Annotated in this window: 29 protein-coding genes; 21 read left to right on the top strand and 8 right to left on the bottom strand. The window is 72.4% G+C overall.

Annotated features, from left to right (window positions below; translation table 11 throughout):
* The first annotated feature begins 46 nt into the window (after nucleotides 1–46).
* From ABFJ78_RS21215 to nusB, 3 genes are read left to right on the top strand one after another with little or no spacing between them, the layout of a single operon-like run.
* Nucleotides 47–1,135, top strand: coding sequence for a M24 family metallopeptidase (locus ABFJ78_RS21215; protein ID WP_436388091.1), 1,089 nt, complete (start codon nucleotides 47–49; stop codon nucleotides 1,133–1,135).
* A 43-nt stretch (nucleotides 1,136–1,178) separates the two neighbouring features.
* Nucleotides 1,179–1,742, top strand: coding sequence for an elongation factor P (gene efp, locus ABFJ78_RS21210; RefSeq protein WP_125315891.1), 564 nt, complete (start codon nucleotides 1,179–1,181; stop codon nucleotides 1,740–1,742).
* Entirely contained in the window at nucleotides 1,742–2,197 is a 456-nt protein-coding gene (gene nusB / locus ABFJ78_RS21205) for a transcription antitermination factor NusB (RefSeq protein WP_086856367.1), read from the top strand. Before efp ends, nusB begins: the two co-directional genes overlap by 1 nt.
* A gap of 90 nt (nucleotides 2,198–2,287) precedes the next feature.
* On the opposite strand, the gene bldD is transcribed toward nusB, so the two are convergent.
* Complete coding sequence (bldD, locus tag ABFJ78_RS21200; protein WP_003096372.1) at nucleotides 2,288–2,776, bottom strand: transcriptional regulator BldD; 489 nt, start codon at nucleotides 2,774–2,776, stop codon at nucleotides 2,288–2,290.
* Between the two features lie 248 nt (nucleotides 2,777–3,024).
* Here bldD and pyrR point away from each other — a divergent pair, with 248 nt between their 5' ends.
* The 13 genes from pyrR (at nucleotide 3,025) to ABFJ78_RS21135 (ending at nucleotide 17,668) form a co-directional block, all read left to right on the top strand.
* Nucleotides 3,025–3,648 (top strand): bifunctional pyr operon transcriptional regulator/uracil phosphoribosyltransferase PyrR, encoded by a 624-nt coding sequence (gene pyrR, locus ABFJ78_RS21195; protein WP_436388090.1) that lies wholly within the window; start codon nucleotides 3,025–3,027, stop codon nucleotides 3,646–3,648.
* A complete protein-coding gene (locus tag ABFJ78_RS21190) occupies nucleotides 3,645–4,577 on the top strand; it encodes an aspartate carbamoyltransferase catalytic subunit (RefSeq protein ID WP_436388089.1) in 933 nt (310 codons plus the stop codon). Before pyrR ends, ABFJ78_RS21190 begins: the two co-directional genes overlap by 4 nt.
* Nucleotides 4,574–5,860: a dihydroorotase gene (locus tag ABFJ78_RS21185; protein WP_436388088.1), complete on the top strand. Its 1,287-nt coding sequence runs from the start codon at nucleotides 4,574–4,576 to the stop codon at nucleotides 5,858–5,860. The genes ABFJ78_RS21190 and ABFJ78_RS21185 overlap by 4 nt, the downstream gene beginning before the upstream one ends.
* Nucleotides 5,860–6,354, top strand: coding sequence for a transporter (locus ABFJ78_RS21180; protein WP_436388087.1), 495 nt, complete (start codon nucleotides 5,860–5,862; stop codon nucleotides 6,352–6,354). Before ABFJ78_RS21185 ends, ABFJ78_RS21180 begins: the two co-directional genes overlap by 1 nt.
* Nucleotides 6,351–7,472: a glutamine-hydrolyzing carbamoyl-phosphate synthase small subunit gene (carA, locus tag ABFJ78_RS21175; RefSeq protein ID WP_436388086.1), complete on the top strand. Its 1,122-nt coding sequence runs from the start codon at nucleotides 6,351–6,353 to the stop codon at nucleotides 7,470–7,472. Before ABFJ78_RS21180 ends, carA begins: the two co-directional genes overlap by 4 nt.
* A complete protein-coding gene (gene carB / locus ABFJ78_RS21170) occupies nucleotides 7,472–10,786 on the top strand; it encodes a carbamoyl-phosphate synthase large subunit (RefSeq protein ID WP_436388085.1) in 3,315 nt (1,104 codons plus the stop codon). The genes carA and carB overlap by 1 nt, the downstream gene beginning before the upstream one ends.
* A complete protein-coding gene (gene pyrF / locus ABFJ78_RS21165; protein WP_436388084.1) occupies nucleotides 10,783–11,631 on the top strand; it encodes an orotidine-5'-phosphate decarboxylase in 849 nt (282 codons plus the stop codon). The genes carB and pyrF overlap by 4 nt, the downstream gene beginning before the upstream one ends.
* A 107-nt stretch (nucleotides 11,632–11,738) precedes the next feature.
* On the top strand, nucleotides 11,739–12,056 hold the full coding sequence (gene mihF / locus ABFJ78_RS21160; protein WP_013224622.1) for an integration host factor, actinobacterial type: 318 nt from the start codon (nucleotides 11,739–11,741) through the stop codon (nucleotides 12,054–12,056).
* On the top strand, nucleotides 12,053–12,706 hold the full coding sequence (gene gmk / locus ABFJ78_RS21155; protein ID WP_436388083.1) for a guanylate kinase: 654 nt from the start codon (nucleotides 12,053–12,055) through the stop codon (nucleotides 12,704–12,706). Before mihF ends, gmk begins: the two co-directional genes overlap by 4 nt.
* Entirely contained in the window at nucleotides 12,703–12,972 is a 270-nt protein-coding gene (gene rpoZ, locus ABFJ78_RS21150) for a DNA-directed RNA polymerase subunit omega (protein ID WP_308671079.1), read from the top strand. The genes gmk and rpoZ overlap by 4 nt, the downstream gene beginning before the upstream one ends.
* Nucleotides 12,965–14,185 carry a bifunctional phosphopantothenoylcysteine decarboxylase/phosphopantothenate--cysteine ligase CoaBC gene (coaBC, locus tag ABFJ78_RS21145; protein WP_436388082.1) on the top strand — a complete coding sequence of 407 codons (1,221 nt, stop codon included), beginning with the start codon at nucleotides 12,965–12,967 and terminating at the stop codon, nucleotides 14,183–14,185. Before rpoZ ends, coaBC begins: the two co-directional genes overlap by 8 nt.
* 93 nt (nucleotides 14,186–14,278) lie before the next feature.
* Complete coding sequence (gene metK, locus ABFJ78_RS21140; protein ID WP_167379817.1) at nucleotides 14,279–15,481, top strand: methionine adenosyltransferase; 1,203 nt, start codon at nucleotides 14,279–14,281, stop codon at nucleotides 15,479–15,481.
* Between the two features lie 90 nt (nucleotides 15,482–15,571).
* Nucleotides 15,572–17,668: a primosomal protein N' gene (locus ABFJ78_RS21135; RefSeq protein WP_436388081.1), complete on the top strand. Its 2,097-nt coding sequence runs from the start codon at nucleotides 15,572–15,574 to the stop codon at nucleotides 17,666–17,668.
* A 196-nt stretch (nucleotides 17,669–17,864) separates the two neighbouring features.
* Here ABFJ78_RS21135 and ABFJ78_RS21130 read toward each other — a convergent pair whose 3' ends face one another.
* Nucleotides 17,865–18,413 carry a hypothetical protein gene (locus ABFJ78_RS21130; RefSeq protein ID WP_436388080.1) on the bottom strand — a complete coding sequence of 183 codons (549 nt, stop codon included), beginning with the start codon at nucleotides 18,411–18,413 and terminating at the stop codon, nucleotides 17,865–17,867.
* Nucleotides 18,410–18,697: a hypothetical protein gene (locus ABFJ78_RS21125; protein ID WP_436388079.1), complete on the bottom strand. Its 288-nt coding sequence runs from the start codon at nucleotides 18,695–18,697 to the stop codon at nucleotides 18,410–18,412. Before ABFJ78_RS21125 ends, ABFJ78_RS21130 begins: the two co-directional genes overlap by 4 nt.
* 1 nt (nucleotide 18,698) lies before the next feature.
* On the opposite strand from ABFJ78_RS21125, the gene ABFJ78_RS21120 reads away from it, so the two are divergent.
* Nucleotides 18,699–18,914 carry a hypothetical protein gene (locus ABFJ78_RS21120; protein ID WP_436388078.1) on the top strand — a complete coding sequence of 72 codons (216 nt, stop codon included), beginning with the start codon at nucleotides 18,699–18,701 and terminating at the stop codon, nucleotides 18,912–18,914.
* Between the two features lie 79 nt (nucleotides 18,915–18,993).
* Here the strand turns inward: ABFJ78_RS21120 and ABFJ78_RS21115 are convergent, their stop codons facing one another.
* Nucleotides 18,994–20,607 carry an alpha/beta hydrolase gene (locus tag ABFJ78_RS21115; RefSeq protein WP_436388077.1) on the bottom strand — a complete coding sequence of 538 codons (1,614 nt, stop codon included), beginning with the start codon at nucleotides 20,605–20,607 and terminating at the stop codon, nucleotides 18,994–18,996.
* A 96-nt stretch (nucleotides 20,608–20,703) separates the two neighbouring features.
* Here ABFJ78_RS21115 and ABFJ78_RS21110 point away from each other — a divergent pair, with 96 nt between their 5' ends.
* Both ABFJ78_RS21110 and ABFJ78_RS21105 read left to right on the top strand, forming a co-directional pair.
* Nucleotides 20,704–21,030, top strand: coding sequence for a hypothetical protein (locus ABFJ78_RS21110; RefSeq protein WP_436388076.1), 327 nt, complete (start codon nucleotides 20,704–20,706; stop codon nucleotides 21,028–21,030).
* Nucleotides 21,027–21,497, top strand: coding sequence for a YbaB/EbfC family nucleoid-associated protein (locus tag ABFJ78_RS21105; RefSeq protein ID WP_436388075.1), 471 nt, complete (start codon nucleotides 21,027–21,029; stop codon nucleotides 21,495–21,497). The genes ABFJ78_RS21110 and ABFJ78_RS21105 overlap by 4 nt, the downstream gene beginning before the upstream one ends.
* Here the strand turns inward: ABFJ78_RS21105 and ABFJ78_RS21100 are convergent.
* The 4 genes from ABFJ78_RS21100 to ABFJ78_RS21085 are packed head-to-tail and all read right to left on the bottom strand — an operon-like array spanning nucleotide 21,454 to nucleotide 24,785.
* Entirely contained in the window at nucleotides 21,454–22,113 is a 660-nt protein-coding gene (locus ABFJ78_RS21100) for a response regulator transcription factor (protein ID WP_436388074.1), read from the bottom strand. The two genes, ABFJ78_RS21105 and ABFJ78_RS21100, sit on opposite strands and share 44 nt — an antisense overlap.
* Nucleotides 22,114–22,142: 29 nt before the next feature.
* Nucleotides 22,143–22,763 (bottom strand): helix-turn-helix transcriptional regulator, encoded by a 621-nt coding sequence (locus tag ABFJ78_RS21095; protein WP_436388073.1) that lies wholly within the window; start codon nucleotides 22,761–22,763, stop codon nucleotides 22,143–22,145.
* Nucleotides 22,760–23,995 carry a hypothetical protein gene (locus ABFJ78_RS21090; protein WP_436388072.1) on the bottom strand — a complete coding sequence of 412 codons (1,236 nt, stop codon included), beginning with the start codon at nucleotides 23,993–23,995 and terminating at the stop codon, nucleotides 22,760–22,762. The genes ABFJ78_RS21095 and ABFJ78_RS21090 overlap by 4 nt, the downstream gene beginning before the upstream one ends.
* Nucleotides 23,982–24,785 carry an AfsR/SARP family transcriptional regulator gene (locus ABFJ78_RS21085; RefSeq protein WP_285459524.1) on the bottom strand — a complete coding sequence of 268 codons (804 nt, stop codon included), beginning with the start codon at nucleotides 24,783–24,785 and terminating at the stop codon, nucleotides 23,982–23,984. The genes ABFJ78_RS21090 and ABFJ78_RS21085 overlap by 14 nt, the downstream gene beginning before the upstream one ends.
* A gap of 60 nt (nucleotides 24,786–24,845) precedes the next feature.
* Between ABFJ78_RS21085 and ABFJ78_RS21080 the strand changes: the two genes are divergently transcribed.
* Both ABFJ78_RS21080 and ABFJ78_RS21075 read left to right on the top strand, forming a co-directional pair.
* Nucleotides 24,846–25,517 (top strand): response regulator transcription factor, encoded by a 672-nt coding sequence (locus ABFJ78_RS21080; RefSeq protein WP_436388071.1) that lies wholly within the window; start codon nucleotides 24,846–24,848, stop codon nucleotides 25,515–25,517.
* Nucleotides 25,514–26,776 carry a sensor histidine kinase gene (locus tag ABFJ78_RS21075; RefSeq protein WP_436388070.1) on the top strand — a complete coding sequence of 421 codons (1,263 nt, stop codon included), beginning with the start codon at nucleotides 25,514–25,516 and terminating at the stop codon, nucleotides 26,774–26,776. Before ABFJ78_RS21080 ends, ABFJ78_RS21075 begins: the two co-directional genes overlap by 4 nt.
* Nucleotides 26,777–26,816: the final 40 nt, after the last annotated feature.

Here is a 26,816-nt window from a genome sequence, read left to right as displayed (position 1 = left end):
CAGGTTACCGACGAGTTGCCCGGCAAGCGCCCACTAGGCTGGGCCCGTGCCTGAAACCCATGGACGACGCCGGGCGGCGCTGCGCGGGCTTCTGACCGAAGCCGGCCTGGACGCGCTGCTGGTCACCGATCTGCTCAACATCCGCTACCTCACCGGGTTCACCGGGTCGAACGCCGCCGTGCTGCTGCACGCCGAGGGTGACGCCAACACGCTCTTCTGCACCGACGGCCGCTACACGACCCAGTCGGCCGCCGAGGTGCCCGATCTCGACACGGTCGTCGACCGGGCCAGCGCCGCCGCCCTCGTCGCCAAGGCCGCGAAGGACGCCAAGACCTACGGGCGCGTCGGCTTCGAGAGCCAGCACGTCAGCGTCGAGGAGTACGAGGCCCTCAAGAAGGACGTGCCCCTCGAGCGGACCCCCGGCCTGGTCGAGCAGCTGCGCCTGGTCAAGGACGAAGCCGAGGTCGACGCGCTGCGCCAGGCGTGCGCCGCCGCCGACCGGGCGCTCGACGACCTGCTCGCCGCCGGGGGCCTGCGGCCCGGGCGGACCGAGCTCGAAATCGCCCGTGACCTGGAGAACCGGATGCTGGAGCACGGCTCGTCCGCGCCCAGCTTCGCCTCCATCATCGCCGCCGGCGCGCACTCGGCCATCCCGCACCACCAGCCGACGCACGCCGAGCTCAAGCGCGGCGACTTCGTGAAGCTGGACTTCGGCGCGACCGTCGACGGCTACCACTCCGACATGACCCGCACCTTCGTCCTCGGCGAGCCCGCGGACTGGCAGCGGGAGGTGTACGACCTCGTGCACGCCGCCCAGGCGGCCGGGGTCGACGCCGTCGTGCCGGGCGCCGAGGTGTCCGATGTGGACGCCGCGGCGCGGGAGGTGATCGCGGACGCGGGCCACGGCGAGCACTTCGCGCACGGCCTCGGGCACGGCGTCGGCCTGCAGATCCACGAGGCGCCCAGCTTCGCCGCCACGGGCGTCGGTACACTGTCCGCCGGTATGGCGGTCACCGTCGAGCCCGGCGTCTACCTCGCGGGGCGCGGTGGCGTGCGCATCGAGGACACGCTCGTCGTGCGGGCTGGGGAGCCCGAACTCCTCACCCTGAGCACCAAGAACCTCGTGGTCGTCTGACGGCGGCCCCGAACCGTAGATCGACACAGGAGACTGCAAGCTCGTGGCCACGACCAACGACCTGAAGAACGGGCTCGTCCTCAACCTCGAGGGCCAGCTGTGGACCGTCACCGCGTTCCAGCACGTCAAGCCGGGCAAGGGCGGCGCCTTCGTGCGCACGACCCTCAAGCACGTGCTCACCGGCAAGGTGGTCGACAAGACGTTCAACGCGGGCACGAAGGTCGACACGGCCACGGTGGACCGCCGCAACATGACGTACCTGTACAAGGACGGCGCCGACTTCGTGTTCATGGACGGCGACACCTACGACCAGATCACGGTCCCGGCCGAGGTCGTCGGCGACAACGCCAACTACATGCTCGAGAACACCGAGGTCCAGGTCGCGGTGCACGAGAACGAGCCGCTGTACGTCGAGCTGCCGACGTCGGTCGAGATCGTCATCCAGCACACCGACCCGGGCCTGCAGGGCGACCGCTCGACCGGCGGCACCAAGCCGGCGACGCTGGAGACCGGCGCGGAGATCCAGGTCCCGCTGTTCCTGTCCACCGGCGAGAAGATCAAGGTCGACACCCGCGACGGCCGTTACCTGGGCCGCGTCTCCAGCTGATGCCGACGTCGAAACCCCACCCGAACCGCGGCGGCGCGATCAGCCGCAGGCAGGCGCGCCGCCGCGCGGTGGAAATGCTGTACGAGGCCGCGCAGCGCGACACCGACGCGGTGACGCTGCTGGCCGACCGCGTGGGCGCGACCGAGGTCGACCCGATCGCGGACTACACGATCAGCCTGGTCGAGGGCGTTACCGGGCGGAAGCCGCAGATCGACGAGCTGCTGGCCGAGCACGCGCAGGGCTGGACCCTGGAGCGGATGCCGAAGGTCGACCTCGCGGTGCTGCGGGTCGGGGTCTACGAGCTGCTCTGGGCCGAGGACGTGCCGGACCCGGTCGCGATCGACGAGGCCGTCGGCCTCGCGAAGGAACTGTCCACGGACGACTCGCCGCGGTTCGTCAACGGCGTGCTGGGCCGGATCGGCACGATCGCCGACCGCCTCCGCGCCGTGCTCTGAGACGTACTGCAAGCCCCCCGACGAGTCAGTGAGCGGTCTCCGGTGCCCCACCGGGGAGCGCTCACCTCGTCGGTGCAGCACATCGTGCGATCAGTCTTCCTTGGAAGGACGCGCCTCCGGCGGCAGGACGCCCCAGTCGATGAGCTGCTCGGTCAGCTCGCCCGGGGTCATGTCGTAGATGATCGCCAGGGACCGCAGGTCCTCGGTGCGGATCGAGAGCACCTTGCCGTTGTAGTCGCCGCGCTGGCTCTGGATCGTCGCCGCGTAGCGGGCCAGCGGGCCCACCTTCTCGGCCGGCAGCTGCTGCAGGCGCTCGAGGTTGATGACGATCTTGGTGGCGGGCTCGGCACCGGAGGGGACCCGGCCCTCGGGCAGCAGCTCGACCACCGGCACACCGTAGAAGTCGGCCAGCTCGGCCAGCTTCTGCACGGTGACGGCACGGTCGCCACGCTCGTACGAGCCGACGACGACGGCCTTCCAGCGCCCACCGGACTTCTGCTCGACCCCGTGCAGGGACAGGCCCTGCTGCTGGCGGATCCCGCGGAGCTTGGCCCCGAGCGCCTTGGCGTAATCGCCCATCTGGTCGTTCTCCGTTCTCCACCCCCTCCCGGTCGGGGTGACCGGTCCAGGGGACTCTTCGAGTCGAATACTCAGAGTAATGGTTACGCATTGTTGTCACCAGGTCAAGCGCGAGCTTGCCGCGAATCACCTCACACCACCCGTAAGACTGAGCAAAGTGCCTGCTACTGTCGGTGCGAAAGCCCCGACCAGCAGGGGAACAGACGTCCTTTAAGGACCCGTCCGGTGAGGCGGGGAAGGAGTCCGAAGTGTCGTCACGTCCGCGTGGCGCGGCTGGTTCGGCCGGGGAGCGCGAGCTCCTGACGGCCGGCGATGTCGCGCGCACGATCGCCCGAATGGCCCATCAGGTCATCGAAAAGACCGCGAACGGTGCGGAAAGCACTACCCCGCCCGTGTTGCTCGGGATCCCGTCCCGCGGCACCCCGCTCGCCGTCCGGCTGGCCGACAAGATCGGCGAGTTCTCCGGAGTCCGGCCGCCCGCCGGCGCCCTCGACGTCACCCTCTACCGGGACGACCTCCGCCGCCGCCCGCCGCGCGCGCTCGAGCAGACGCAGCTGCCGCCGGACGGCATCGACGACCGGGTGGTGATCCTGGTCGACGACGTGCTCTTCTCCGGCCGGACGATCCGGGCCGCGCTCGATGCCCTCCGTGATCACGGCCGTCCCCGCGCGGTGCAGCTGGCCGTGCTGGTCGACCGCGGTCACCGGGAGCTGCCGATCCGCGCCGACTACGTGGGCAAGAACGTCCCGACCGCGCGCTCCGAGGGCGTGTCCGTCCTGCTGGCCGAGATCGACGGCCGCGACGCGGTCCTGCTGCGCCCATCGGAAAACGGCCCGTCGGGCGCCGCGGAAGCCCCTGGAGAGGACTCGTGAAGCACCTGCTCGCCACCGACGGCCTGGACCCGGCGGTCGCCACGGCCGTGCTCGACACCGCCGACGAGCTGAAGCACACGCTGCTCGGCCGCGAGGTCAAGAAGCTGCCGACGCTGCGCGGCCGCACGGTGATCACCCTGTTCTACGAGAACTCGACCCGCACGCGGGTGTCGTTCGAGATCGCCGGGAAGTGGATGAGCGCCGACGTGATCAACGTCTCCGCGTCCAGCTCCTCGGTCAACAAGGGCGAATCCCTGCGCGACACGGCTCTGACGCTGGCCGCCGCGGGCGCCGACTGCGTGATCGTCCGCCACCCGGCCAGCGGTGCCGCCCAGCGGCTCTCGGAGTGGCTGGCCGAGCCCGGCACCTCGGTGGTCAACGCCGGCGACGGCACCCACGAGCACCCGACGCAGGCGCTGCTCGACGCGGCCACGCTGCGGGAGCGGCTCGGTTCGCTCAAGGACCGCCGGGTCGCCATCGTCGGGGACGTCCTGCACAGCCGGGTCGCCCGCTCGAACATCCACCTGCTCTCCGCGCTCGGTGCGGAGGTGGTGCTGGTCGCGCCGCCGACGCTGCTGCCCTACGGCGTCGAGAGCCTGCCGGTGACGGTGTCGCACGACCTGGACGCCGAGCTGCCGGCGGTCGATGCGGTCATGATGCTGAGGGTCCAGGCCGAGCGCATGCACGGCGGGTTCTTCCCGAGCGCCCGCGAGTACTCCATCGCGTACGGCCTCTCGGAACGGCGGCAGAAGCTGCTGCCGGACCACGCGGTCGTGCTGCACCCCGGCCCGATGCTGCGCGGGATGGAGATCGCGAGCGCGGTCGCCGACTCCCCGGCCTCGGCCATCACCGAACAGGTCCGCAACGGTGTCCACGTGCGCATGGCGGTCCTCTACCACCTCCTGGCCAGCGAAGGAGCCGCCGCGTGAGCACCGTGATCAAGGGCGCCCGCCCCTACGGCGAAGGTGACCCGGTCGACGTCCTCATCGAGGACGGCGTGATCACCGCGATCGGCGCGGTCGACGTCCCGGAAGACGCCGAAGTGATCGACTCGGGCGGCCAAGTATTGCTCCCGGGCTTCGTCGACCTGCACACCCACCTGCGCGAACCCGGCCGCGAGGACACCGAGACCATCGACACCGGCTCGGCCGCGGCCGCGCTCGGCGGCTACACCGCCGTGTTCGCCATGGCCAACACCGATCCGGTCGCCGACAACGCCGTAGTCGTCGACCACGTGTGGCGGCGCGGCCAGGAGGTCGGCCTGGTCGACGTCCACCCGGTCGGCGCGGTCACCGTCGGGCTCAAGGGCGAGAAGCTCGCCGAGCTGGGCACCATGGCGAACGCCCAGGCGCGGGTCACGGTGTTCTCCGACGACGGCCTCTGCGTCGCCGACCCGCTGCTCATGCGCCGCGCGCTGGAGTACTCGACGGCCCTGGACGTCGTCATCGCGCAGCACGCCGAAGAGCCGCGGCTGACCGTCGGCGCCCAGGCCCACGAGGGCGAGCGCGCGGCCCGGCTCGGCTACACCGGCTGGCCCGCCGCCGCGGAAGAGTCCATCGTGGCCCGCGACTGCCTCCTCGCGCTGCACGCCAACGCGCGGCTGCACGTCTGCCACGTCTCGACGTCGGGCACCGCGGACGTGCTGCGCTGGGCGAAGGACCGCGGCACGAAGGTGTCGGCCGAGGTCACGCCGCACCACCTGCTGCTCACCGACGAACGTCTGGCCACCTACGACCCGGTCAACAAGGTGAACCCGCCGCTGCGCACGGAGTCCGACGCCGAGAAGCTCCGGGCCGCGCTGGCCGAGGGCGTGATCGATTGCGTCGCCACCGACCACGCGCCGCACGCCGTGCAGGACAAGGACACCGAGTGGAGCGCGGCCCGGCCGGGCATGCTCGGGCTTCAGACGGCCCTTTCGATCGTCGCCGAAACGATGGTCCGCACCGGGCTGCTCGACTGGCGCGGCGTCGCCCGCGTCATGAGCGAGCGGCCGGCCGAGATCGGCAACCTGGCCGACCAGGGCCGGCCGATCGCGGTGGGCGAGCCGGCGAACCTGGCCCTGGTCGACCCGGACGCCGAGTGGACGGTCCGGGGCGCCGAGCTGGCCAGCATCGCGGCCAACACCCCGTACGAGGGAATGCGGCTGCCCGGCGTGGTGACCGCCACGCTGCTGCGCGGGCGGGTCACCGCCCGGGACGGGAAGATCTGCTGATGGAACGCCTTTGGCTGGTGCTGGCGATCGTCGCCTTCTTCCTGCTCTGCCTCTGGGGCATGTACGTGGGCTGGCGGCGCAAGTCCCGTTCGCAGAGCGCCCAGGTGCCGCCGTTCCCCGCCATCCCCGCGGACGCCGGCGAGGTGCTGCTGGAATCGACCGGCGTCTACCTGGCGACGACGGTCGCGGGGGAGTGGCAGAACCGGATCGTCACCCGCGGCGCGGGGCTGCGCACCGGCGCGGTTTGGCGCCTGCACGACGCGGGTATCGCGGTCGAACGCGGCGGTGCGCCCGACTTCTGGATCCCGCGGGAGGCGATCACCGGCGTCCGGCGCGACACGAAGATCGCCGGGAAGGTGATGGGCACCGACGCGCTGCTCGTCGTCACCTGGCGGCTCGGCGACGCCGAGCTCGACACCGGCTTCCGCGGCGACGACCTCGACGACTATCCACAGTGGATCGAACAGCTCAAGATCAAGGGAGGTGCCCAGTGAACGCGCGCGCTCAGGCCGCACTGGTACTCGAAGACGGCCGGGTGTTCCGCGGCGCTGCCTACGGCGCGCAGGGGCGAACCCTCGGCGAGGCGGTGTTCTGCACCGGCATGACCGGTTACCAGGAGACGCTGACCGACCCGTCCTACCACGGCCAGATCGTGGTCCAGACGGCGCCGCAGATCGGCAACACCGGCTGGAACGACGAGGACGACGAGTCATCCAAGATCTGGGTCAACGGCTACGTGGTGCGCGACCCCGCCCGCACGCCGTCCAACTGGCGCTCCAAGCGCACGCTGGACGAGGAGCTGGTGCGCCAGGGCATCGTCGGCATCGCCGAGGTGGACACCCGGTCGCTGACCCGCCACCTGCGGGAGCTGGGCGCGATGCGCGCCGGCGTCTTCTCCGGCGACGCGCTGGGCACGGTCGACGACATGGTCGCCGAGGTCCTGGCGAGCCCGAAGATGGAGGGCGCGGACCTGGCCGGCCAGGTCACCACGCCTCGCCCCTACGTGGTTCCCGCGGAGGGTGAGACGCGCTTCCGCGTCGTCGCGCTGGACCTGGGCATCAAGTCCAACACCCCGCGCCAGATGGTCAAGCGCGGCATCGAAGTGCACGTCCTGCCCTCTTCCGCTTCGCTGGACGAGGTGCTGGCGGTCGAGCCGGACGGGGTGTTCCTGTCCAACGGCCCGGGCGACCCGGCCACGACGACGCACGCCACCGAGCTGACCAAGCAGGTCCTCGGCCGCGAGATCCCGCTGTTCGGCATCTGCTTCGGCAACCAGGTCCTGGGCCGCGCGCTCGGCCTGGGGACGTACAAGATGCGCTACGGCCACCGCGGCATCAACATCCCGGTGATCGACGTGGCCACGCGCCAGGTGGCGATCACGGCCCAGAACCACGGGTTCGCGCTGGAAGGCGAGCCGGGTCAGCGCTTCGAGTCGCCGTTCGGCGCGGCCCAGGTCAGCCACTACTGCGCCAACGACGGCGCGGTCGAGGGCCTGCGGGCGTTCGACGTCCCGGCGTTCTCGGTCCAGTACCACCCCGAAGCCGCGGCCGGCCCGCACGACGCGGCCCCCCTGTTCGACGATTTCGTTTCGCTCATGGAGAAGAAGGCCTGATGCCGAAGAGGACGGACATCCAGCACGTGCTGGTGATCGGCTCCGGGCCGATCGTGATCGGGCAGGCCGCGGAGTTCGACTACTCCGGTACCCAGGCCTGCCGGGTGCTGCGCAGCGAAGGCCTGCGCGTCTCCCTGGTGAACTCGAACCCGGCCACTATCATGACCGACCCCGAGTTCGCCGACGCCACCTACATCGAGCCGGTCACCCCCGACTTCGTCGAGAAGGTCATCGCCGAAGAGCGCCCGGACGCGATCCTCGCGACCCTAGGCGGGCAGACCGCGCTCAACTGCGCCGTCGCCCTGCACGAGCGTGGCGTGCTCGACAAGTACGGTGTCGAGCTGATCGGCGCCGACATCGACGCCATCCAGCGCGGTGAGGACCGGCAGAAGTTCAAGGACATCGTCCGCACGGTCGGCGCCGACGTCCCGCGTTCCCGCGTCTGCCACGACATGGACGAGGTCCGCGAGACGGTCAAGGACCTCGGGCTGCCGGTCGTCATCCGGCCGAGCTTCACCATGGGCGGGCTCGGGTCCGGCATGGCGCACACGCCCGAGGACCTGGAGCGGCTCGCGTCGACCGGGCTCGCGGAGTCGCCGGTCACCGAGGTGCTCATCGAGGAGAGCGTGCTCGGCTGGAAGGAGTACGAGCTCGAGCTGATGCGCGACAAGAGCGACAACGTCGTGGTCGTCTGCTCGATCGAGAACATCGACGCGATGGGCGTGCACACCGGCGACTCGGTCACCGTCGCGCCGACCATGACGCTCACCGACCGCGAGTACCAGGTGATGCGCGACGTCGGCATCGCCGTGCTGCGCGAGGTCGGCGTCGACACCGGCGGCTGCAACATCCAGTTCGCGATCAACCCGCGCGACGGCCGGATGGTCGTCATCGAGATGAACCCGCGCGTGTCCCGCTCCAGCGCGCTGGCGTCGAAGGCCACCGGCTTCCCGATCGCCAAGATCGCCGCGAAGCTCGCCATCGGCTACACCCTCGACGAGATCCAGAACGACATCACCGGCGAGACGCCGGCGTCGTTCGAGCCCGCGCTGGACTACGTCGTCGTGAAGATGCCGCGGTTCGCCTTCGAGAAGTTCCCGGGCGCGGACCCGACGCTGACCACGACGATGAAGAGCGTCGGCGAGGCGATGTCGTTCGGCCGCAGCTTCCCCGAGGCGCTCGGCAAGGTGATGCGGTCGATCGAGACCAAGGCGACCGGCTTCTGGACGCTGCCCGACCCCGAGGGCGTCACGCTGGAGTCCACTTTGGACGACCTGCGCACGCCGCACGAGGGCCGGCTGTACGAAGTGGAGCGTGCGCTGCGGCTCGGTGCCACCATCGAGCAGGTGCACGAAGCGTCGGGCATCGACCCGTGGTTCATCGACCAGATCGCCTACATCGGCGAGGTCGGCGCCGAGGTCCGCGACGCGCCCGTGCTGGACGGCGATCTGCTGCGCCGCGCCAAGCGCACGGGGCTCTCGGACCGCCAGATCGCCGCCCTGCGGCCGGAACTGGCCGGCGAGGACGGCGTCCGTACCCTCCGCCACCGCCTCGGTGTGCGGCCGGTGTTCAAGACCGTCGACACCTGCGCGGCCGAGTTCGCGGCCAAAACCCCTTACCACTACTCGGCTTACGAGTCCGACCCCGACGCCCAGTCCGAAGTGGCCGTCCAGTCGGACAAGCCGAAGGTGCTCATCCTCGGCTCCGGCCCGAACCGGATCGGCCAGGGCATCGAGTTCGACTACTCCTGCGTGCACGCGGCGATCGCGTTGCGGGAGGCCGGGTTCGAGGCCGTCATGGTCAACTGCAACCCGGAAACCGTGTCCACCGACTACGACACGTCCGACCGGCTGTACTTCGAGCCGCTGTCCTTCGAGGACGTGCTCGAGGTCGTGCACGCCGAGCAGGCGTCCGGCACGGTCGCCGGTGTCATCGTCCAGCTCGGCGGCCAGACCCCGCTGGGCCTGGCGAAGAAGCTCGCCGACGCCGGTGTCCCGGTGGTCGGGACGCCGCCGGAGGCCATCCACCTGGCCGAGGACCGCGGCGCGTTCGGCGAGGTCCTGACCGACGCCGGGCTGCCCGCGCCGCGCTACGGCACGGCGACGTCCTTCGAGGGCGCCAAGCGGATCGCCGACGAGATCGGCTACCCGGTCCTCGTCCGGCCGTCCTACGTCCTCGGCGGGCGCGGCATGGAGATCGTCTACGACGAGGAGACCCTGGCCGGCTACATCAGCCGCGCCACGGAGATCACCCCCGAGCACCCGGTGCTCGTCGACCGCTTCCTCGACGACGCCATCGAAATCGACGTCGACGCGCTGTTCGACGGCGAGGAGCTCTACCTCGGCGGCGTCATGGAGCACATCGAGGAGGCCGGGATCCACTCCGGCGACTCCTCGTGCGCGCTGCCGCCGATCACGCTCGGCCACACGGACCTGCAGGCCGTCCGGCGCTCCACCGAGGCGATCGCGCGCGGGGTGGGCGTCCGGGGGCTCCTGAACGTCCAGTACGCGCTCAAGGACGACGTCCTGTACGTCCTGGAGGCCAACCCGCGCGCGTCACGCACGGTGCCGTTCGTGTCCAAGGCGACGGCCGTGCCGCTGGCCAAGGCCGCCGCGCTGATCATGACCGGCTCGACGATCAAGGACCTGCGCGAGAGCGGCGTCCTCCCGGCCGAAGGCGACGGCGGGCAGCTGCCGGCCGACTCGCCGGTCGCGGTCAAGGAAGCCGTGCTGCCGTTCCACCGCTTCCGCACGCCGGAAGGTCACGGCGTGGATTCCTTGCTGGGCCCGGAGATGAAGTCCACCGGCGAGGTGATGGGCGTCGACGTCTCCTTCGGCAAGGCGTTCGCCAAGTCGCAGAGCGGCGCGTACGGCTCGCTGCCGACGTCCGGGCGCGTGTTCGTCTCGGTCGCCAACCGCGACAAGCGCTCGCTGGTGTTCCCGGTGAAGCGGCTGGCGGACCTCGGGTTCGAGATCCTCGCCACGTCCGGCACCGCGGAAGTGCTGCGGCGCAACGGGGTCGCGTGCACGGTGGTGCGCAAGCACTACGAGGGGTCGACCGAAGCCGAGCCGAACATCGTGGACGTCATCCTCGCCGGCGACGTCGACATGGTGATCAACACCCCGTACGGCAACAGCGGTCCGCGCGTCGACGGCTACGAAATCCGCACCGCCGCGGTCTCGCGCGACATCCCGTGCGTGACGACCGTGCAGGGCGCCGCGGCGGCCGTGCACGGCATCGAAGCGCTGATCCGGGGCGACATCGGGGTCAAGTCCCTGCAGGAGCTGCAGGCGGCGCTGAAGGCGAAGTCGTGACGGCGGGAGAGCGGTTCGGGGCGCGGCTGGCGAAAGCCGTCGCGGCCCGGGGCCCGCTGTGCGCCGGGATCGACCCCCACCCGGGCCTCCTCGAGGCCTGGGGGCTCCCGGTGGACGCTTCGGGCCTGGAACGGTTCGCGCTGTCCGCCACGGAGGTCCTGGCGGCCCGCGCGGCGGTCGTGAAGCCGCAGTCGGCGTTCTTCGAAAGTTTCGGAGCGGCCGGCATCCGCGTGCTCGAGCGGGTCGTCGAGACGGCCCGCGAGGCGGGCGCGCTGGTGCTGCTGGACGTCAAGCGCGGCGACATCGGCTCGACGATGGCGGCGTACACGGCCGCGTACGTGGCCGACGGGGCGGCGATCGCGGCCGACGCGATCACCGTTTCGCCGTACCTCGGGTTCGGCTCTTTGGCCCAATGCGCCGAAACGGCGGTCTCCGCGGGGCGCGGCATCTTCGTGCTTGCGCGGACTTCGAACCCGGAAGCGGCCGCCGTGCAGAACGCGAAGCTGCCCGACGGGCGCACGGTGGGGCAGTCGATCGTCGATTCCGCGGCGGCGCTCAACGCAGCCGCGGCACCGCTCGGCGATGTGGGGGTCGTCGTCGGCGCCACCGTCGCGCCGGGGGACCTGGATCTCTCCGGGCTGAACGGTCCGGTGCTGGCACCCGGTTTCGGGGCCCAGGGAGCCACTGTGGCCGATCTGAAGGCGCTTTTCGGACCGGGACTGCTGGGCGTGCTGCCCGCGTCGTCCCGGGACATCCTGAAGCACGGTCCGGAGCAAGCGGCTTTGCGCCAAGCGGTCGAACGGGTCGCCGAACTGCTGGCCGACCCGCAGGAAAACGGCCAATAGCAGGGCCCGGAACCGGGTCCCACCAGGCACCCCCGCATTGTGGCCGGTGCTCACGGGTGGGTACCGTCGCGTCACCCACCCAGATTTGAGAACTACCGGAGGAAAACGTGGCACTTCCCCAGCTGACAGAGGAACAGCGCGCTGCGGCGCTGGAGAAGGCCGCCGCCGCTCGCAAGATCCGTGCTGAGCTGAAGGAGCGGCTGAAGCGGGGCGGTACCACTCTGGTCGACGTGCTGAAGCAGGCCGAGGAGAACGAAGTCCTCGGCAAGATGAAGGTTTCGGCTCTGCTCGAGGCCCTCCCGGGCGTCGGCAAGGTCCGCGCGCAGCAGACCATGGAACGACTGGAGATCGCCCCCAGCCGTCGCCTTCGCGGCCTCGGCGACCGGCAGCGCAAGGCGCTGCTGGCCGAGTTCAGCGGCGAGTGAACGGCGCCGGTCGTGACTACCCGGTGAACCCGGGGACCGACCGCGGCAGTGAGCCGGTGGCGGGGGACATCCCCCGGCACCGGCTCACCGTCGTATCGGGGCCTTCGGGGGTCGGGAAGTCGAGCGTGGTGGGCGAGCTGCGGAAGCTGGAGCCCGACGTCTGGTTCAGCGTCTCGGTCACCACGCGCAAGGCACGCCCCGGCGAGGTCGACGGGGCGCACTACCACTTCGTCGACCGGGCGGAGTTCGACGCCATGGTCGCCGACGGCAGGCTGCTGGAGTGGGCCGAGTTCGCGGGCAACCGCTACGGCACCCCGCGCGAGCCCGTCGAGAAGGCCCTCGCCGAGGGCCGCCCGGCCGTCCTGGAGATCGAGCTGCAGGGCGCCCGCCAGGTCCGCGCGGCGATGCCGGAGGCCCGGCTGGTGATGCTGATGCCGCCGTCCTGGGAGGAACTGGTCGGCCGGCTCACCGGGCGCGGCACCGAAAGCGAGGCCGCGGTGCAGGCCCGGCTGGCCGAAGCGGAGCGCGAGCTGGCGGCGGCGGGGGAGTTCGACCACCGCCTCGTCAACGCCGACGTGCGGGAGGCCGCCGAGCACTTGCTAAACTTGATAACTGATCAGTCTTCCGACGAATCGGAGCACCACGCGTGACCACCCAGGTAACCCTGACCGAAGAGCTCGAGGGCATCACCAACCCCCCGATCGACGACCTGCTCGAGAAGGTCAGCTCGAAGTACGCGCTGGTGATCTACTCGGCCAAGCGCGCCCGCCAGATCAACGACTACTACGCCCAGCTGGGCGAGGGCCTGCTCGAGTACGTCGGCCCCCTCGTCGAGCCGGGCCCGCGCGAGAAGCCGCTCTCGATCGCGCTGCGCGAGATCCACGGCGGCCTGCTCGAGCACACCGAGGGTGAGTAAACCCAAGGTCGTCCTGGGCGTGGGCGGCGGGATCGCCGCCTACAAGGCCTGTGAGGTCCTGCGCGGGCTGACCGAGTCCGGTCACGACGTCCGCGTGGTCCCCACGGAAGCCGCGCTGAACTTCGTCGGCGCGGCCACCTTCGAAGCCCTCTCCGGCCACCCCGTGCACACGGGCGTGTTCACCGAGGTACCGGAGGTCCAGCACGTCCGCGTCGGCAAGGAAGCCGACCTCGTCCTGGTCGTCCCGGCCACGGCGAACCTCCTCGCCAAGGCCGCCCACGGCCTCGCCGACGACCTGCTGACGAACACCCTGCTCACCGCCCGGTGCCCGGTCGCCTTCTTCCCGGCGATGCACACGGAGATGTGGGAGCACCCCGCGACCCGCGACAACGTGGCCCTGCTGCGCTCGCGCGGAGCGATCGTCACCGAGCCCGACTCCGGCCGGTTGACCGGCGTCGACACCGGCAAGGGCCGCCTGGCGAACCCCGCCGAGATCGTCGACCTCGCCAAGTTGCTGCTGGCCCGGCCGGACGCCCTCCCGCGCGACCTCGAAGGCGTCCGCGTCGTCGTGTCGGCCGGCGGGACGCGCGAGCCGCTCGACCCGGTCCGCTACCTCGGCAACCGCTCGTCCGGCAAGCAGGGCTACGCGCTGGCGCGCGTCGCCGCCCAGCGCGGCGCCGAGGTCACGCTGGTCACCGCGCACACGGTCGCGCTGCCCGACCCGGCGGGCGCGGCCGTGGAGCACGTCTCGACGGCCGAGGAGCTGCGTCAGGCCGTGCACGCGGCGTCCGAGAGCGCAGACGTCGTCGTGATGGCCGCCGCCGTCGCCGACTTCCGGCCGGCGAACCGGGCCGATCACAAGATCAAGAAGTCGGACGACCAGCCCGATCCGGTGATCACGCTCGACCGCAACGCCGACATCCTCGCGGAACTGGTGCGCAACCGGCGTCCCGGTCAGGTCGTCGTGGGGTTCGCCGCGGAAACCGGCGACGAACACGGTGACGTCCTCGACCACGCCCGCGTCAAGCTCAAGCGCAAGGGCGCGGACCTGCTGGTCGTGAACGCCGTCGGCGACGGCAAGGCGTTCGGCACGGAGGACAATTCGGGCTGGCTGCTCGGGTCCGACGGCACGGAAATCCCCATACCTCTCGGCGCGAAGGCTGAACTGGCGTCCACTCTGTGGGACGCTGTTGTGAGCTTCATGAAGCGTTGACCGTCCCCCGAGCGATAGTCAGTACGCTTGCACAGGTAAGGGGTGCCTAACTTTCGGGGCATCCGACGACAAGGTGAGGAAGTGACGGCCACCGTGACCGCGTCTAGCAGCAGATTGTTCACCTCGGAGTCGGTGACCGAAGGGCACCCCGACAAGATTTGCGACGCCATCAGCGACTCGATCCTCGACGGCCTGCTGTCGAAGGACCCGCGCAGCCGCGTCGCGGTCGAAACCCTGATCACCACCGGCCAGGTGCACGTCGCCGGCGAGGTCACCACGGAGGCCTACGCCGACATCCCCACGATCGTCCGCGACGTCATCCTGAAGATCGGCTACGACTCCTCGGCCAAGGGCTTCGACGGCAACTCCTGCGGCGTCAACGTCGCGATCGGCTCCCAGTCGGCCGACATCGCGCAGGGCGTCGACACCGCCTACGAGTCGCGGGTCGAGTCCGACGAGGACGAGATCAACCGCCAGGGCGCCGGCGACCAGGGCCTGATGTTCGGCTACGCCTGCTCGGACACCCCCGAGCTGATGCCGCTGCCGATCGCGCTCGCGCACCGCCTGTCGAAGCGGCTGACCGCGGTCCGCAAGGACGGCGTGCTGCCGTACCTGCGTCCGGACGGCAAGACCCAGGTCACCATCGAGTACGCCGGCGACCAGCCGGTGCGGCTCGACACGGTCGTCGTGTCCTCGCAGCACGCCGACGGCATCGACCTCGACCGGATGCTCAGCGTCGACGTCAAGGAGCACGTCGTCGGCCCCGAGCTCGAGGGCCTGGGCATCGACACCTCCGGCGCGCGGCTGCTGGTCAACCCGACCGGCCGGTTCGTCATCGGCGGCCCGATGGGCGACGCGGGCCTGACCGGCCGCAAGATCATCGTCGACACCTACGGCGGCATGGCCCGCCACGGTGGCGGCGCGTTCTCCGGCAAGGACCCGTCCAAGGTCGACCGGTCCGCCGCGTACGCGATGCGCTGGGTGGCCAAGAACGTCGTCGCCGCGGGCCTGGCCCAGCGGACCGAGGTGCAGGTCGCGTACGCGATCGGCAAGGCGGCCCCGGTCGGCCTGTTCGTCGAGACGTTCGGCACCGAGACGGTCGACCCGTCGAAGATCCAGCAGGCCATCACCGAGGTCTTCGACCTCCGGCCGGCGGCGATCATCCGCGACCTCGACCTGCTGCGCCCGATCTACGCCCCGACGGCGGCGTACGGCCACTTCGGCCGTCCCGAGCTCGACCTGCCGTGGGAGAGCACGGCCCGCGCCGAGGCCCTCAAGGCCGCGGCCGGCGCCTGACGCACGATCCGGTGAAGGGCACCCCGCGTACGTCGCGGGGTGCCCTTCCTCGTGTCCGGGGTGTCGGAGGGTTCTGGTAGAGATCGTGGCGTGAGTAGCTCCGAGCCCGCCGCTCTCTGGGACCTCCCGGAGACGCCGCCCGCACCCAAGGCGGCCCCCTCGCGTGCCCGGAAACCGCCGAAGCCGGGCGCGAAGGCCAAGGGCGCGCAGAAGCCCGCGCCCGAGCGGCCGGTCGCGCGGATCGTCGTCGACATCCCGCTCGCCCACCTGGACCGCACGTTCGACTACCTCGTGCCGGAGAAGCTGCACGAGACCGCCGTGCCCGGCTGCCGGGTGCGCGTCCGGTTCGCCGGGCAGCTCGTCGACGGCTACCTGATCGAGCGCGGCGAGACCAGCGACTACGGCAGCAAACTGGCCTTCCTCGACCGCGTCACCTCGCCGGAGCCGGTGCTGCCGCCGTCGTTGCACGCGGTCTGCCGGGCGGTCGCCGACCGCTACGGCGGCACGCTGTCCGACGTCCTGCGCCTGGCCATCCCGCCCCGGCACGCGAAGGCCGAAGGGGAGCCGGCCGTGGCGCCCGCGGCGCCTCCGGACGCGCCCGACACGGCGGCCTGGGCGCGCTACCAGCGTGGCCCGGCGTTCCTGGAGGCGCTGGGGGAGGGGAAGCCCGCGAACGCCGTCTGGCAGGCCCTGCCGGGCGAGGACTGGCCGCGCCGGCTGGCCGAGGCGGCCGGCGTCGTGGCCGCGGCCGGCCGGGGCGCGGTGCTGGTGGTGCCGGACCACCGCGACCTGACCCGCGTCCACGAGGCGTGCGCGGCGGTCGTCGGGGAGGACGCCGTCGTGGCGCTGATCGCCGGCCTCGGGCCCGCCGAGCGCTACCGCCGCTGGCTGGCGGTGCTGCGCGGCGCGGTCCGGGTGGTGGTCGGCACGCGGGCGGCGATGTTCGCCCCGGTCCACGACCCGGGCCTGTTCGTCGTCTGGGACGACGGCGACGACCTGCACCTCGACCAGCACGCGCCGTACCCGCACGTCCGGGACGTGCTGATGGACCGCGCGCACGCGGCGAAGGCGTCCCTGCTGGTCGGCGGGTTCGCCCGGACGGCCGAGGCGCAGCTGCTGGTCGAGTCCGGCTGGGCCGCGCCGGTGCTGGCGGACCGCACGGTGCTGCGGGCCGCGGCGCCCCGCGTGACGCCGGTCGGCGAGGACTTCGACGTGGCCCGCGACGAGGCGGCGCGGGTGGCGCGCCTGCCGGCGGTGGCGTTCGAAGCGGCGCGACAGGCGTTCGCGGCGGGCCACCCGGCGCTGGTCCAGGTCCCGCGGCGCGGGTACGTCCCGGGCCTGGCCTGCGGAAACTGCCGCACGCCGGCCCACTGCCGCCGGTGCGCGGGTCCGTTGGCGTTGCCGGGCGGGTCGGTGGACGGGCAGCCGAAGCCCCCGGCGTGCCGCTGGTGCGGCGTCCCGGAGACGGCGTTCCGCTGCACGGCGTGCGGTTCGGTGCGGTTGCGCGCGGTGATCGTGGGCGCGAAGAGGACGGCGGAGGAACTGGGGCGCGCGTTCCCGGGCATCCCGGTCCGCACGTCGGGGGCGGCGGAGGTGCTGGCGTCGGTGCCGGGCAAGCCGGCGCTCGTCGTCTGCACACCGGGGGCGGAGCCGGTGGCCGAGGGCGGCTACGGCGCGGCGCTGCTGTTGGACGGCTGGGCCTTGTTGGGGCGTCAGGATTTGCGGGCGGGCGAGGAGACGCTGCGTCGTTGGATGGCGGCGGCGGCCTTGGTGCGGCCGGGTTCGTCCGGTGGCCGGGTGATCGTGGGGGCCGAGGCGGGGTTGGCGGTGGTTCAGGCACTGGTCCGCTGGGACCCGGCTTGGCACGCGGGTCAGGAGCTGGCCGAGCGGCGGGAACTGGGCTTTCCGCCGGCGATGCGGATGGCGAGCGTGGAGGGGAGCCCGGACGCGGTGGCCGGGCTGTTGGCGGACTTGCCGTTGCCTGATTCGGGTGAGGTGCTCGGGCCGGTACCGCTGGGCGAAGTGGACGAAGAGGGCAACGCGGAGCGGGAGCGGGCGCTGGTCCGGGTGTCACGTGCTGACGGAAAGGCGTTGTCGTCGGCGATCCACGCGGCGGCCGCTCGGCGGGACGCGAAGAAGGCGACCGAGCCGATCCGCATCCAGGTGGATCCGCTGGACCTCATCTAGCGGCCTCGCCCGCACGTCGGAAACTGCTGGCGTGCGGGCGATTCCGCCGGATCAGCGGTCCAGCACCGTGCTCGGCAAGGATTCCGTCGCCGCCCGCGCGGATTCCGTTGCCTGCGGCCGGGAACGAGCGCTTGGCTCGGCTTCAAGGCATCAGCGCAAGGCGCGCGCGAAGTTCGACGAGCTCCTTGATCAGGAACTACGAACCAGGCAACGGGGGGAGCGGCGGCCGCAGGGAGGCGGGCGGTGGCCCGACCTTGCCTGAGACGAGCCGGAGGATCGCGGTGCCGTCTCGCAGGTCGGCGATCTGCAAGGCGAGCACGCCGTCCACGGGTTTCGGCTGCTGCGGTGCACCGCTGCTGCAACTGGAGCCGCTCCCGTTCTCGTACAAGGTGAGCACGCATCCGGGTGTCAGGGTGCCGGTGGCGCCGCTGTCGGTGGCGAAGCCGATCCCATCGGCGGTCACGGAGTCGACGGAGATCCGGTGCAGCCCGCCCTGACCGGTCAGCGGGATGTCGACCGGGCCCCTTACCCGCACCTCGCAGGTGCCGTCGGCGCATGCGGCGTAGTCACTGCCGTCGGCGGCGGTCGGTGCCGCGGACGACGACGCAGTGACGGCCGGCGTCGGCACCTCGGCCGGCGGTGCCTCGCCGCCGCACCCGGCGGTGAGAACCACCAAGGGAACGACACAGATTCCTCGTTTCACCGTTGCCAGCGCCGCGCCGGCGGGGGCCGCGGCGCGGATCACGTGATCGCCCCGGGCTGAAGCACCAACGCCGGCTTGCCGCCTGCTTGCGTCAAGCCGACCTCGATCGACGGGGAGCCGCGGAACCCGAAGCTCGCCCCGCCGAGACCCGGGCCGATGCTCGACTCGGCGCCACCGCCCTGCGGGTAGGCGACGCTGAACGTGAGGCTGTCGGCGCTGATCGCCGTCACCCGCAGCGAGGAGTAATGGAACTTGGCCGCATCCAGGGGAATCGTGGTGGGCTTGGCCAGCGGCAGCGTGCAGTCGCCGTCGAAGCAGTCTCGCACCTTGGTGCTGGGCGGTGCGGGCGGATTCGGGTTCCGGGAACTGGAAGTCGTCGTGGGGGTGGCCGTGGTCGAGGGGACGGCCGAAGATGTCGTCGCGGGTCGGGTCGTCGATACCGAAGGCACGGACGGTGGCTGTGCCACCGGTGCGCTGCCGCAACCGGCCAAACCGACGGAAACCACTGCCAGAACGGGAATGTTTCGACGCATGGAACAGTGATAACACCCGTTTCCCGGCGGTGACGGCACTTGTCCGGTTCCTGCCGGTCCTCCGGCCCGCGGGCCGGAGGACCGGGACGTCAAGTCCGCCGGCCGGCGATGATGTCGCCGATCGTGAGCAAGGACGGGCTGCGCTGCTCCCAATATTCGCTGTGTGCCGCGGCGCTCACTCCGCCGAACCAGCCCGGGGTGCCCGGCGCCGACGCGAAGACCTCGCCACCGAAGGCCGGGTCCGCCGGGTCCGGGCCCAGCGCGATGTCCTGGCCGGGGTCGAGCGGGCCACCCGCCACGTAGGGTTCGGTGTTCACCTTGATGTTCGTGATGTGGATCATGTCGTTCGCCGCGGTCGTCGAGTGGACGTGCTCGGCGACGTGCGCTTGGTCGACGCCGTCGAGGTGCAGCTGGTCCGCGTGGTCGACGCCGACGCCCGGGCTGGCCACGAAGACCACGTCGTCGGCGTTCAGGCCGCCGTCGCGGGCGGCGTGCCCGATCGTGGTGGTGCCGTAGCTGTGGCCCAGCACCGTGTTGTGCGAAGCGGGGCCGGCGTGCGTGGCGCGCAGGCCGTCCTGGAACGTTTGCAGGTCGGCCTTCCCGCCGTCGGCGTAGGATTCGCTCGCGGCGTTGTAGAGCTCGTCCGGTGCGTCGTAGCCGACCCACGTGATGACCGAAGTGGACGGTGAGCCCGCGGCCTGCGCGGCGTCGTACATCACGTCGGCGCGCTGGATGTCCGCGGCGATGCTGTTGAGGTCGGCCATCGTCCCCGGGACGTAGGTGGTGACGTTCGCCGCGGTGTCGGGGTTCCCGGTCGCGACGACGCCCTTGCCGTCCGCGGTCGTGTCGAGCTCCAGCAGGAATGCCGGTGGCCCGTCCCCGTTGAGCCGGTCGCGCAGGGCGGTCAGGCCGCGCACCCGCTCCTGCAGAGCGCTGTCGCCGCCGTCCGGAACGCCGCCTCCGCCACCGGTGTAGGGGTTGTAGCCCCGGTTCCGGTCGGCTTGGAGCGCGGCGTTCGCGGTGTCGATCTCCCGGTCGAGCGCGGCCCGGTTGAGCGAGTCGCGGACGGTCGCGGGGATGCCGTCGCGGTTGCGGATCGAGTCCGGGGCGTCCTGCATGACCTTCGCCCGGTCGGCGTCGGACAGGCCGTCCCACCAGGCTTTGACCGCTGCCGGGTCGCCGGGCGGTGGCGTCGCCGGTGGCGGGCCGTGGTCGGGCGCCGTCAGCGGAGCACCGGCGCCCTTCGAAATCCGGCCCGCGCTGTCCGCCAGCACTCGTTGCGCCAGCGTGGCGACCTGGCTCGCGAACTGCGCCCGGTAGGAGTCGGCGGCCCCGGCGGGCAGCTTGGCGAGATTCTGGTAAGTGGGCGCGTTCTTCGCGACCAGGTCCACAAGGGACTGTTTCGCGGCGGCGACCTCGTCGGCGAACGCCGTCACCCGGGCCGCGACTTGCCGCATCGCCTGGCCGTTGTCCCCGGCCTGGGTCAGCACCCGGTGAGCGCGGGTGAACATCGCGACGCCGGCGGTGTCGGTCCACGAGGTCGTCAGGTCGGCGGTGTTCGTCGCCGCGGCCCGGTCGAACGCCCCGGCCGCCGACTCCCAGGAGCCGGCGAGCGTGCGCACGGAGTCTTCGTTCGTGTCGGGCCACGGGACCTTGGCTTTCACCGCGCTCCACAGGGCGTCGGTGGGTTCGGCGATGGGCATGGCGCCAGGATTCCGCTCGTGCGAACGGAAGCGCGCGCGGTGGCCGAAAGCGGCCAACGCCGGTTCAGCGCCGCGCGCACCCCGGAAACTGGGTGGGTGACCACAGCAGCGGGCGATCAGATGGGTATGGACACCGACACCGTCGACCGCGGCGCGCAGGCCCTCGCCGACAGCGGCACGGCTCTGCGGACCGCTTGGCGTGACGGCGATGCGGCCATCACGGCGGGGGAGCCGGCGATCGGCACCGGGGTGCTGGGCGCGGCCTTCCGCGACGGCTACACGAAAACGAGCGACGCGGTGCGCCAGGCCGCCGGGCTCATCGCGCCGGACTTCGCCGCGACCGCCGAAGCCGGCCGGGCGTCCGCCGCGGACTACGCGGCGGCCGACCAGCGGGCCCGGGCCACGATGGCGGCCGGCCGGTGACCGAAAAGGTGTCTCCCGACGGCACCGTCGGCGCCACGGTCGGCGAACGGGGCGAACTGGTGCGGCTGTGGCTCGATCCCCGCGTCCTGCGGGCGCCGGACCGGCTGGCCGCGAGGGTGCTCGACACGCTGGCCTCGGAAGCCGAGTTCGATTTCGAGCCCGTGCTCCAGGAGCTCGCCGGCTTTCCCGCGCTGCGCGACAGCCTGGCGCGGTTCCGCGACGAACTGCCGGGTGTCCGGGAGACGGCGATCTCGGACGACGGCCTGATCAGCGCCACCGTGACCGGCGAAGGCCGGCTCGCGGACCTCGCGGTGAGCCCACGCGCCTGCCACGACTCGAAAGCGCTGGCGGCGGCGATCGCCGATACCGTGCGGCAGGCGGCAAAGGCGGTCGAGCGTCGCAACTTCGCCACCGCGCACGAGCTCACGGCGCCAGCCGGTAGCCCACGCGATGCTCGGTGTGGATGAGCGAGGGCGGCCGGAGCTTGCGCCGTAGCTGCGCGATGACGACGTCGAGGACGTTGGTCGCCGGGGCGGCCAGCTCGTCCCAGCCGTGCGCGAGCAGCTCGGCCCTCGGGACCGCCTCGCCCGCGCGCCGCGCCAGCAGCTCCAGAACCGCGAACTCCGTGCGCGTCAACGTCAGCAGCACGCCGCCGCGGCGCACTTGACGGCTGCCGAGGTCCATTTCGAGGTCGCCGCAGCGCAGCACCACCGGCTCGGCGGCACGCGGCGCCCGGCGGCACAGACTGCGGACGCGGGCCACGAGCTCGTCCACCGCGAAGGGTTTCACGAGGTAGTCGTCCCCGTGGGCGAGCCCGGCGATGCGGTCGGCGACGGCGTCGCGCGCGGTGAGGAACAGGACCGGCGTCAGCAGGCCGGCCGTGCGCTTCGCCGCGAGGAATCCGACGGAGTCGCCGCTGGGCAGCATCCGGTCCAGGACCGCGCAGTCGTAGCTGTTCACCCAGAGCGCCTCGTCGGCGGCGGGCAGGTCGTCGACCGCGTCGACGGCGAATCCGGCCCCGCGCAGCGCGGCGCCTACCGCGAGCCGGAGGTCGGGGTCGTCTTCGACGATCAGCACACGCACACCTCCGGACAGTAATACCCGGCACCTGGTCAGCCCGCTTCGGCCAGCAGCCAGCCACGGTCGGCGGCCTTGACCCCGGCCTGGAACCGGCTGCGCGCGCCGAGGCGCCGCATGATGTCGGCGACCATGCGGCGCACGGTGCGGACCGACACACCGAGCTCGGCCGCGGCGGACTCGTCGGTGTGGCCGGTGGTGAGCAGCTCCAGCAGCCGGACCTGGCGCTGGTCGAGCTCTTCGTCGTGGCCGCCCTCGATCAGCGGGGTCGCCGCCGGCCACAGCCGGTCGAACAGCTCGACCGTCGTCGTCACCACGCCGGGCAGCCGGAACGCGAGCACGCCGGAAGAGCTGATCGCGCGGTCGGCGGGCAGGACGACGAGCGAGCGGTCGAGCACGAGCGCGTCGGTCGGGACCGTGGGCAGGGTGCGCACGGACGCCCCGGCCAGCGCGAGGGTGCCGAGCCGCCGGCTCAGCGCCGGAGCCGTCCGGGCCGTGTCGGGCACCAGGATCCGGTAGCTGACGCCGCGGCCCAGGTGGACGTGGTCGTTCGGCCGGACGGCGCCGAGCGGCGCGCGGGCCGCCGGGCCCGAGGTGCTCATGACGAGAACTTCGCGGCGGGCGTCCGCCAGCAGATCGTCGCGGGGCGTGGTCATTCTGAGGTCCCTCCGATCGGGAGCGTGGCGGTGACGCCCGTGAGGTGGTGGCCGTCGAGGCGGTGGAGCCGCAGGCCGTGGCCCGCGCACCAGCGGGTGAGCCCGGGCAACGCGGCGTCGAGCGCGGTGGGGGAGCGGGCGGCCAGGCGCAGGGCGGCGCTGGCCGTGCTGCCGCGCGGGGTGCGCCGGGCCCGGGCCGCCAAGGTGACGGCGACGCCGGCCGGCCGGCCGAGCAGCCCGGCGACCAGGCGTTCGGTGACCGGGCCGGGCAAGGCGTTCCAGCCGTCGAGCCGGAAGCACACCTGGGAGACCGGTCCGGTGCGCCAGCGGCTCCACTCTTCGCGCAGCTCCGTCCGGCCGCCGGTGACGTGCGCGAGCGCGGCGATGGTGGCGAGCCCGGCTTCGCGGCCGAGCGGTTCGGCGGGCACGCCGTGCTGGGCGAGGCCACGCAGCACGCGGCGCAGGGTGTTGCGCAGAACGAGGGTGAGCAGCTCGTCGTCGGCGTGCTCGGCGGTGCGGACGGCGTGCACGCCGAACCACCGCCGCGGCGGCGAGCCGGGTTCCCCGCCCGCGTGGAAGATCCCCTGCACACCGGGGTAGGGCCCGTCGGGCCCGGCCTCGGGCAGCAGGACGGCGGGCGAAACCCACCGCGGCCCGGTGGTGGTGGGTTCGGTGACGGCCGCGACGCCGCCCGCATGCCGGATCACCAGGACGGGGACACCGGCGAGCTCGGTGGCCCCGAAGCTGACGGCGGGCAGCAGGTGGCCCAGCAGCGCGGCGGCCCGTTCGTGCGGTGGCAGGGTGAGGTCGCGGGGGCGGCCCCAGTAGCCGAGACCGCGTGCGGCGAGTTCGGCGAGGCCGCGGTTCCGGACGCGAATGGTGCTGCCGCCGAGCCCGGCGGCGGCGAGTGCCGCGGCCACGGTGACGGGCCAGGGCTGGGTGAGGGATGCGGCGACCAGCGCGGCGGCGCATTCCCAGCGGACGAAGGCGCCGGGGCGGGGAAGCGGTCGCGGAGGTTCGGCGGGCGGTCGGGCGACGGCGGCCGGTGGTGCGGGCCTGTTCGCGGGCAGCGACAGCGGCGCGGAGTACGGAAGGGGACCGCGGACGGCGGCCGCGACCACCGGCGGCGGGGTGGCCGAGGTGTGGGTGGCGGCCGGGGCTACCGCACCGTCCACCGCCGGGTTGATCGCCGCCAGGACCGTCGGCCGCTTCCCGGGCTCAGCGCCGGCCATCGCGCACCTCACCTTCGACCGCCTTCCGGAACGCCGTCGTCAGCTCGGGCCCCGGCTCGACCCCCAGGTCGCTCCGGAGCGCCGCGCGGGCCCGGCGGTACAGCGCTATCGCGTCACCCGGTCGGCCCCGGTCGCACAGCAGCCCCATCCAGCAGACCCACGGCTGCTCCCACCACGGGTCCTCGTCCACCAGCCCCCTCAGCAGCGTCTCGGCTTCGCGAAACCGCCCGAGTGAGCCGGACAGCTCCGCCAGTTCCAGCCGCAGGTTGCGGTGTACGCCCTCCAGCCACGTCACTGTGCCCAGGCCGGAGTCCGCGCGGAGCCCGTCGAACGGCCGGCCGCGCCACAGCTTCAACGCCGAGCCGAACAGGGCCGCGGCCCGCGCACGAGAGCCCTCATCCCGTGCGCGACGGCCCTGCCCGGCCAGCAGCTCGACGTGGTCGACGTCGAGGTCGCCCGGCTCCACCCGAAGCCGGTAGGCGTGTTCGCCGCGCTCGATGCGGGGGCCGCCGAGGGCGTCCGGGAGTGTCCGGCGCCAGTGCCAGATGTAGGTCTTGAGGTTTGCCTCGGCGGACGCCGGCGCGTCCTGTTCCTGCCAAGTCGCCGCGATCAGCTGCTCGACGTCCACCCATTCGTTAGCGTGGAGCAGCAGTGCGGTCAGCACCGCCAGCGGCTTCCGGGCGCCGCGGACCCCGCGCACCCGGACCGGTCCGAGCACCGAGAACAGCGCGGGAAGGGACACTGTGGACAATGGCCCGGTGGACACCTCGGGCAGCGTGGTCGCCGGCATCGCTGGCACCCCCCTCGTGGTCTGCTGTGCTCAGCCTGCGCGACCGGACATGAGGATTCGATGACAACGACCCGGGTGCTGGTCGTCGAGGACGACGAGAACCTGCGCTTCGCGGTGGCCACCGAGCTCACCGCCGGGGGCCTCGTCGTCGTGACCGCCGCCGACCTGGCCGGCGCGGACGCCGCCCTGCGTGCGGGCGACGTCGCCTGTGTCGTCTTCGACCGGATGCTGCCCGACGGCGACTCGCTGCACTTCGTCGAACGCCGGCGCCGACGCGGCTGGGCCGTGCCGGTCCTGTTCCTCACCGCCCGCGACAGCACACAGGACCGCGTGGACGGCTTCGCCCACGGTGGCGACGACTACCTCGTCAAGCCGTTCTCCCCGGCCGAGCTGGCAGCTCGGGTGCACGTCCTGTGCCGGCGCGGCGGCACGCCCCGGCCGTCCGTGCTGAGCCTCGCCGACCTGGAGCTGGACAGTGCCCGCCGCGAGGTCCGCCGGAGCGGGGTGCTGCTGACGTTGTCGGACAAGGAGTTCGCCGTGCTCGAGGTGCTGCTGATCCGCGCCGGGCAGGTGGTGAGCCGCGAAGACCTGCTCGAACACTGCTGGGACGGCTCGGCCGACCCGGTCGCCAACGTCGTCGACGCCGTCGTCAAGCGGCTGCGCGCCAAGCTGCGCGCACCCGGCCTGATCCACTCGGTGCGCGGCGCCGGCTACCGGCTGGCGGCGGAGTGACGCGCTCCTCGGCCGACCGCCTGCGCCGCCTGCGCGTGCTGCTCACCATCCTGTTCACCGCGATGAACACGATCGGCCTGGTCGTGGTCGCCTGGCTCGTCCTCGCGGCCGACTCCCGCCAGCGCGACGAGCACCTCGACGACGAGCTCTACCGCGTCACGTCCGTGGTCAAGCGGCTGCTGCGCGCCGACGGCCCGGACGGCATCAGCACCGCCGGCGTCGACCGCGACGAGGTCAACGACGCCTGCCCGCAGTTCGCCGTGCTGCCCGGCGGGTCCGGGACGTTCCCGGCGAAGCTGAGCGGCCGCTCGTGCGTGGCGGTCGACGTCAACGTGCTCAACGGCTACGCGCAGCAGGCGGTCGAGCAGGGCAAGTTCCTCTACGGCGAGATCGACGCCCCGGACGGCAGCCCGCTGCGGATGCGCGTCGACCCCGTCCGCGCGCAGTCCGGCCGCTACGCCGGGGCCGTCGTCGCGGTGGCCGATGCCCGCGCCGAGGCCGACGCCCACGAGCGCCAGGTGCTCTGGGTGGTCGGCGGCGCCGTGGTGCTCGCCGGGGCGCTCGGCCTGGCCGGCTGGCTGCTGTCCGGCCGTGCGATCCGGCCCGCGGCGAGCGCCCTCGAGCAGCAGGAACAGCTGCTCGCCGAGACCGCGCACGACCTGCGCACCCCGGTGGCCGCGTTGCGCGCCCTCGCCGAGACGGCGCAGCGGCACCCGGCCGAGTCCGCCGAGCTGCTGCCCCGCACGGTGGCACTGTCCGCCCAGATGGGCGAGATCATCGACGGTCTGCTCGTGCGCGCCCGGCTCGCGGCCGGGGTCGACCGGCTCACCGTCCAGCCGGTCTGGCTCGACCAGCTGGTTTCCGGGCTGGTCGAGGACACCCCGGCCGAGGGCGCCCGCGTCACGCTCACCGCCGCGCCGTGCACCGTGCTCGTCGACCCGGTGCTGGTCCGCCGCGCGATCGGCAACCTCCTGGACAACGCGCTGCGCTACGGACGGCGGCCGGGGGAGCAGGCTGTCGTGCACATCACCGTGGCCGGCGGCCGGGTCACCGTGGCCGACCACGGCCCCGGCGTCGACAGCACGACGGCGGAGGAGCTGTTCGACCGGTTCCGGACCGGCAGCGGCTCGTCCGGCCTGGGCCTGTCGATCGTTCGCTGGGTCGCCCAGGCCCACGGCGGCCGCCTCAACCTGTACAACGCCGACGAGGGCGGCGCGATCTTCGAGCTGGAACTGCCGCCGGCCCCCGAGCGCCACTGAGCGTCACCGGGTCTTTCGCCTGCTCCCGCGCGTGATCACA

This window comes from Amycolatopsis sp. MEPSY49 (assembly GCF_051337345.1).
Taxonomy (GTDB): Bacteria; Actinomycetota; Actinomycetes; order Mycobacteriales; family Pseudonocardiaceae; genus Amycolatopsis.
Note: the sequence above shows the minus strand (reverse complement) of the source record. Positions and strands in the feature narration are given on the sequence as shown.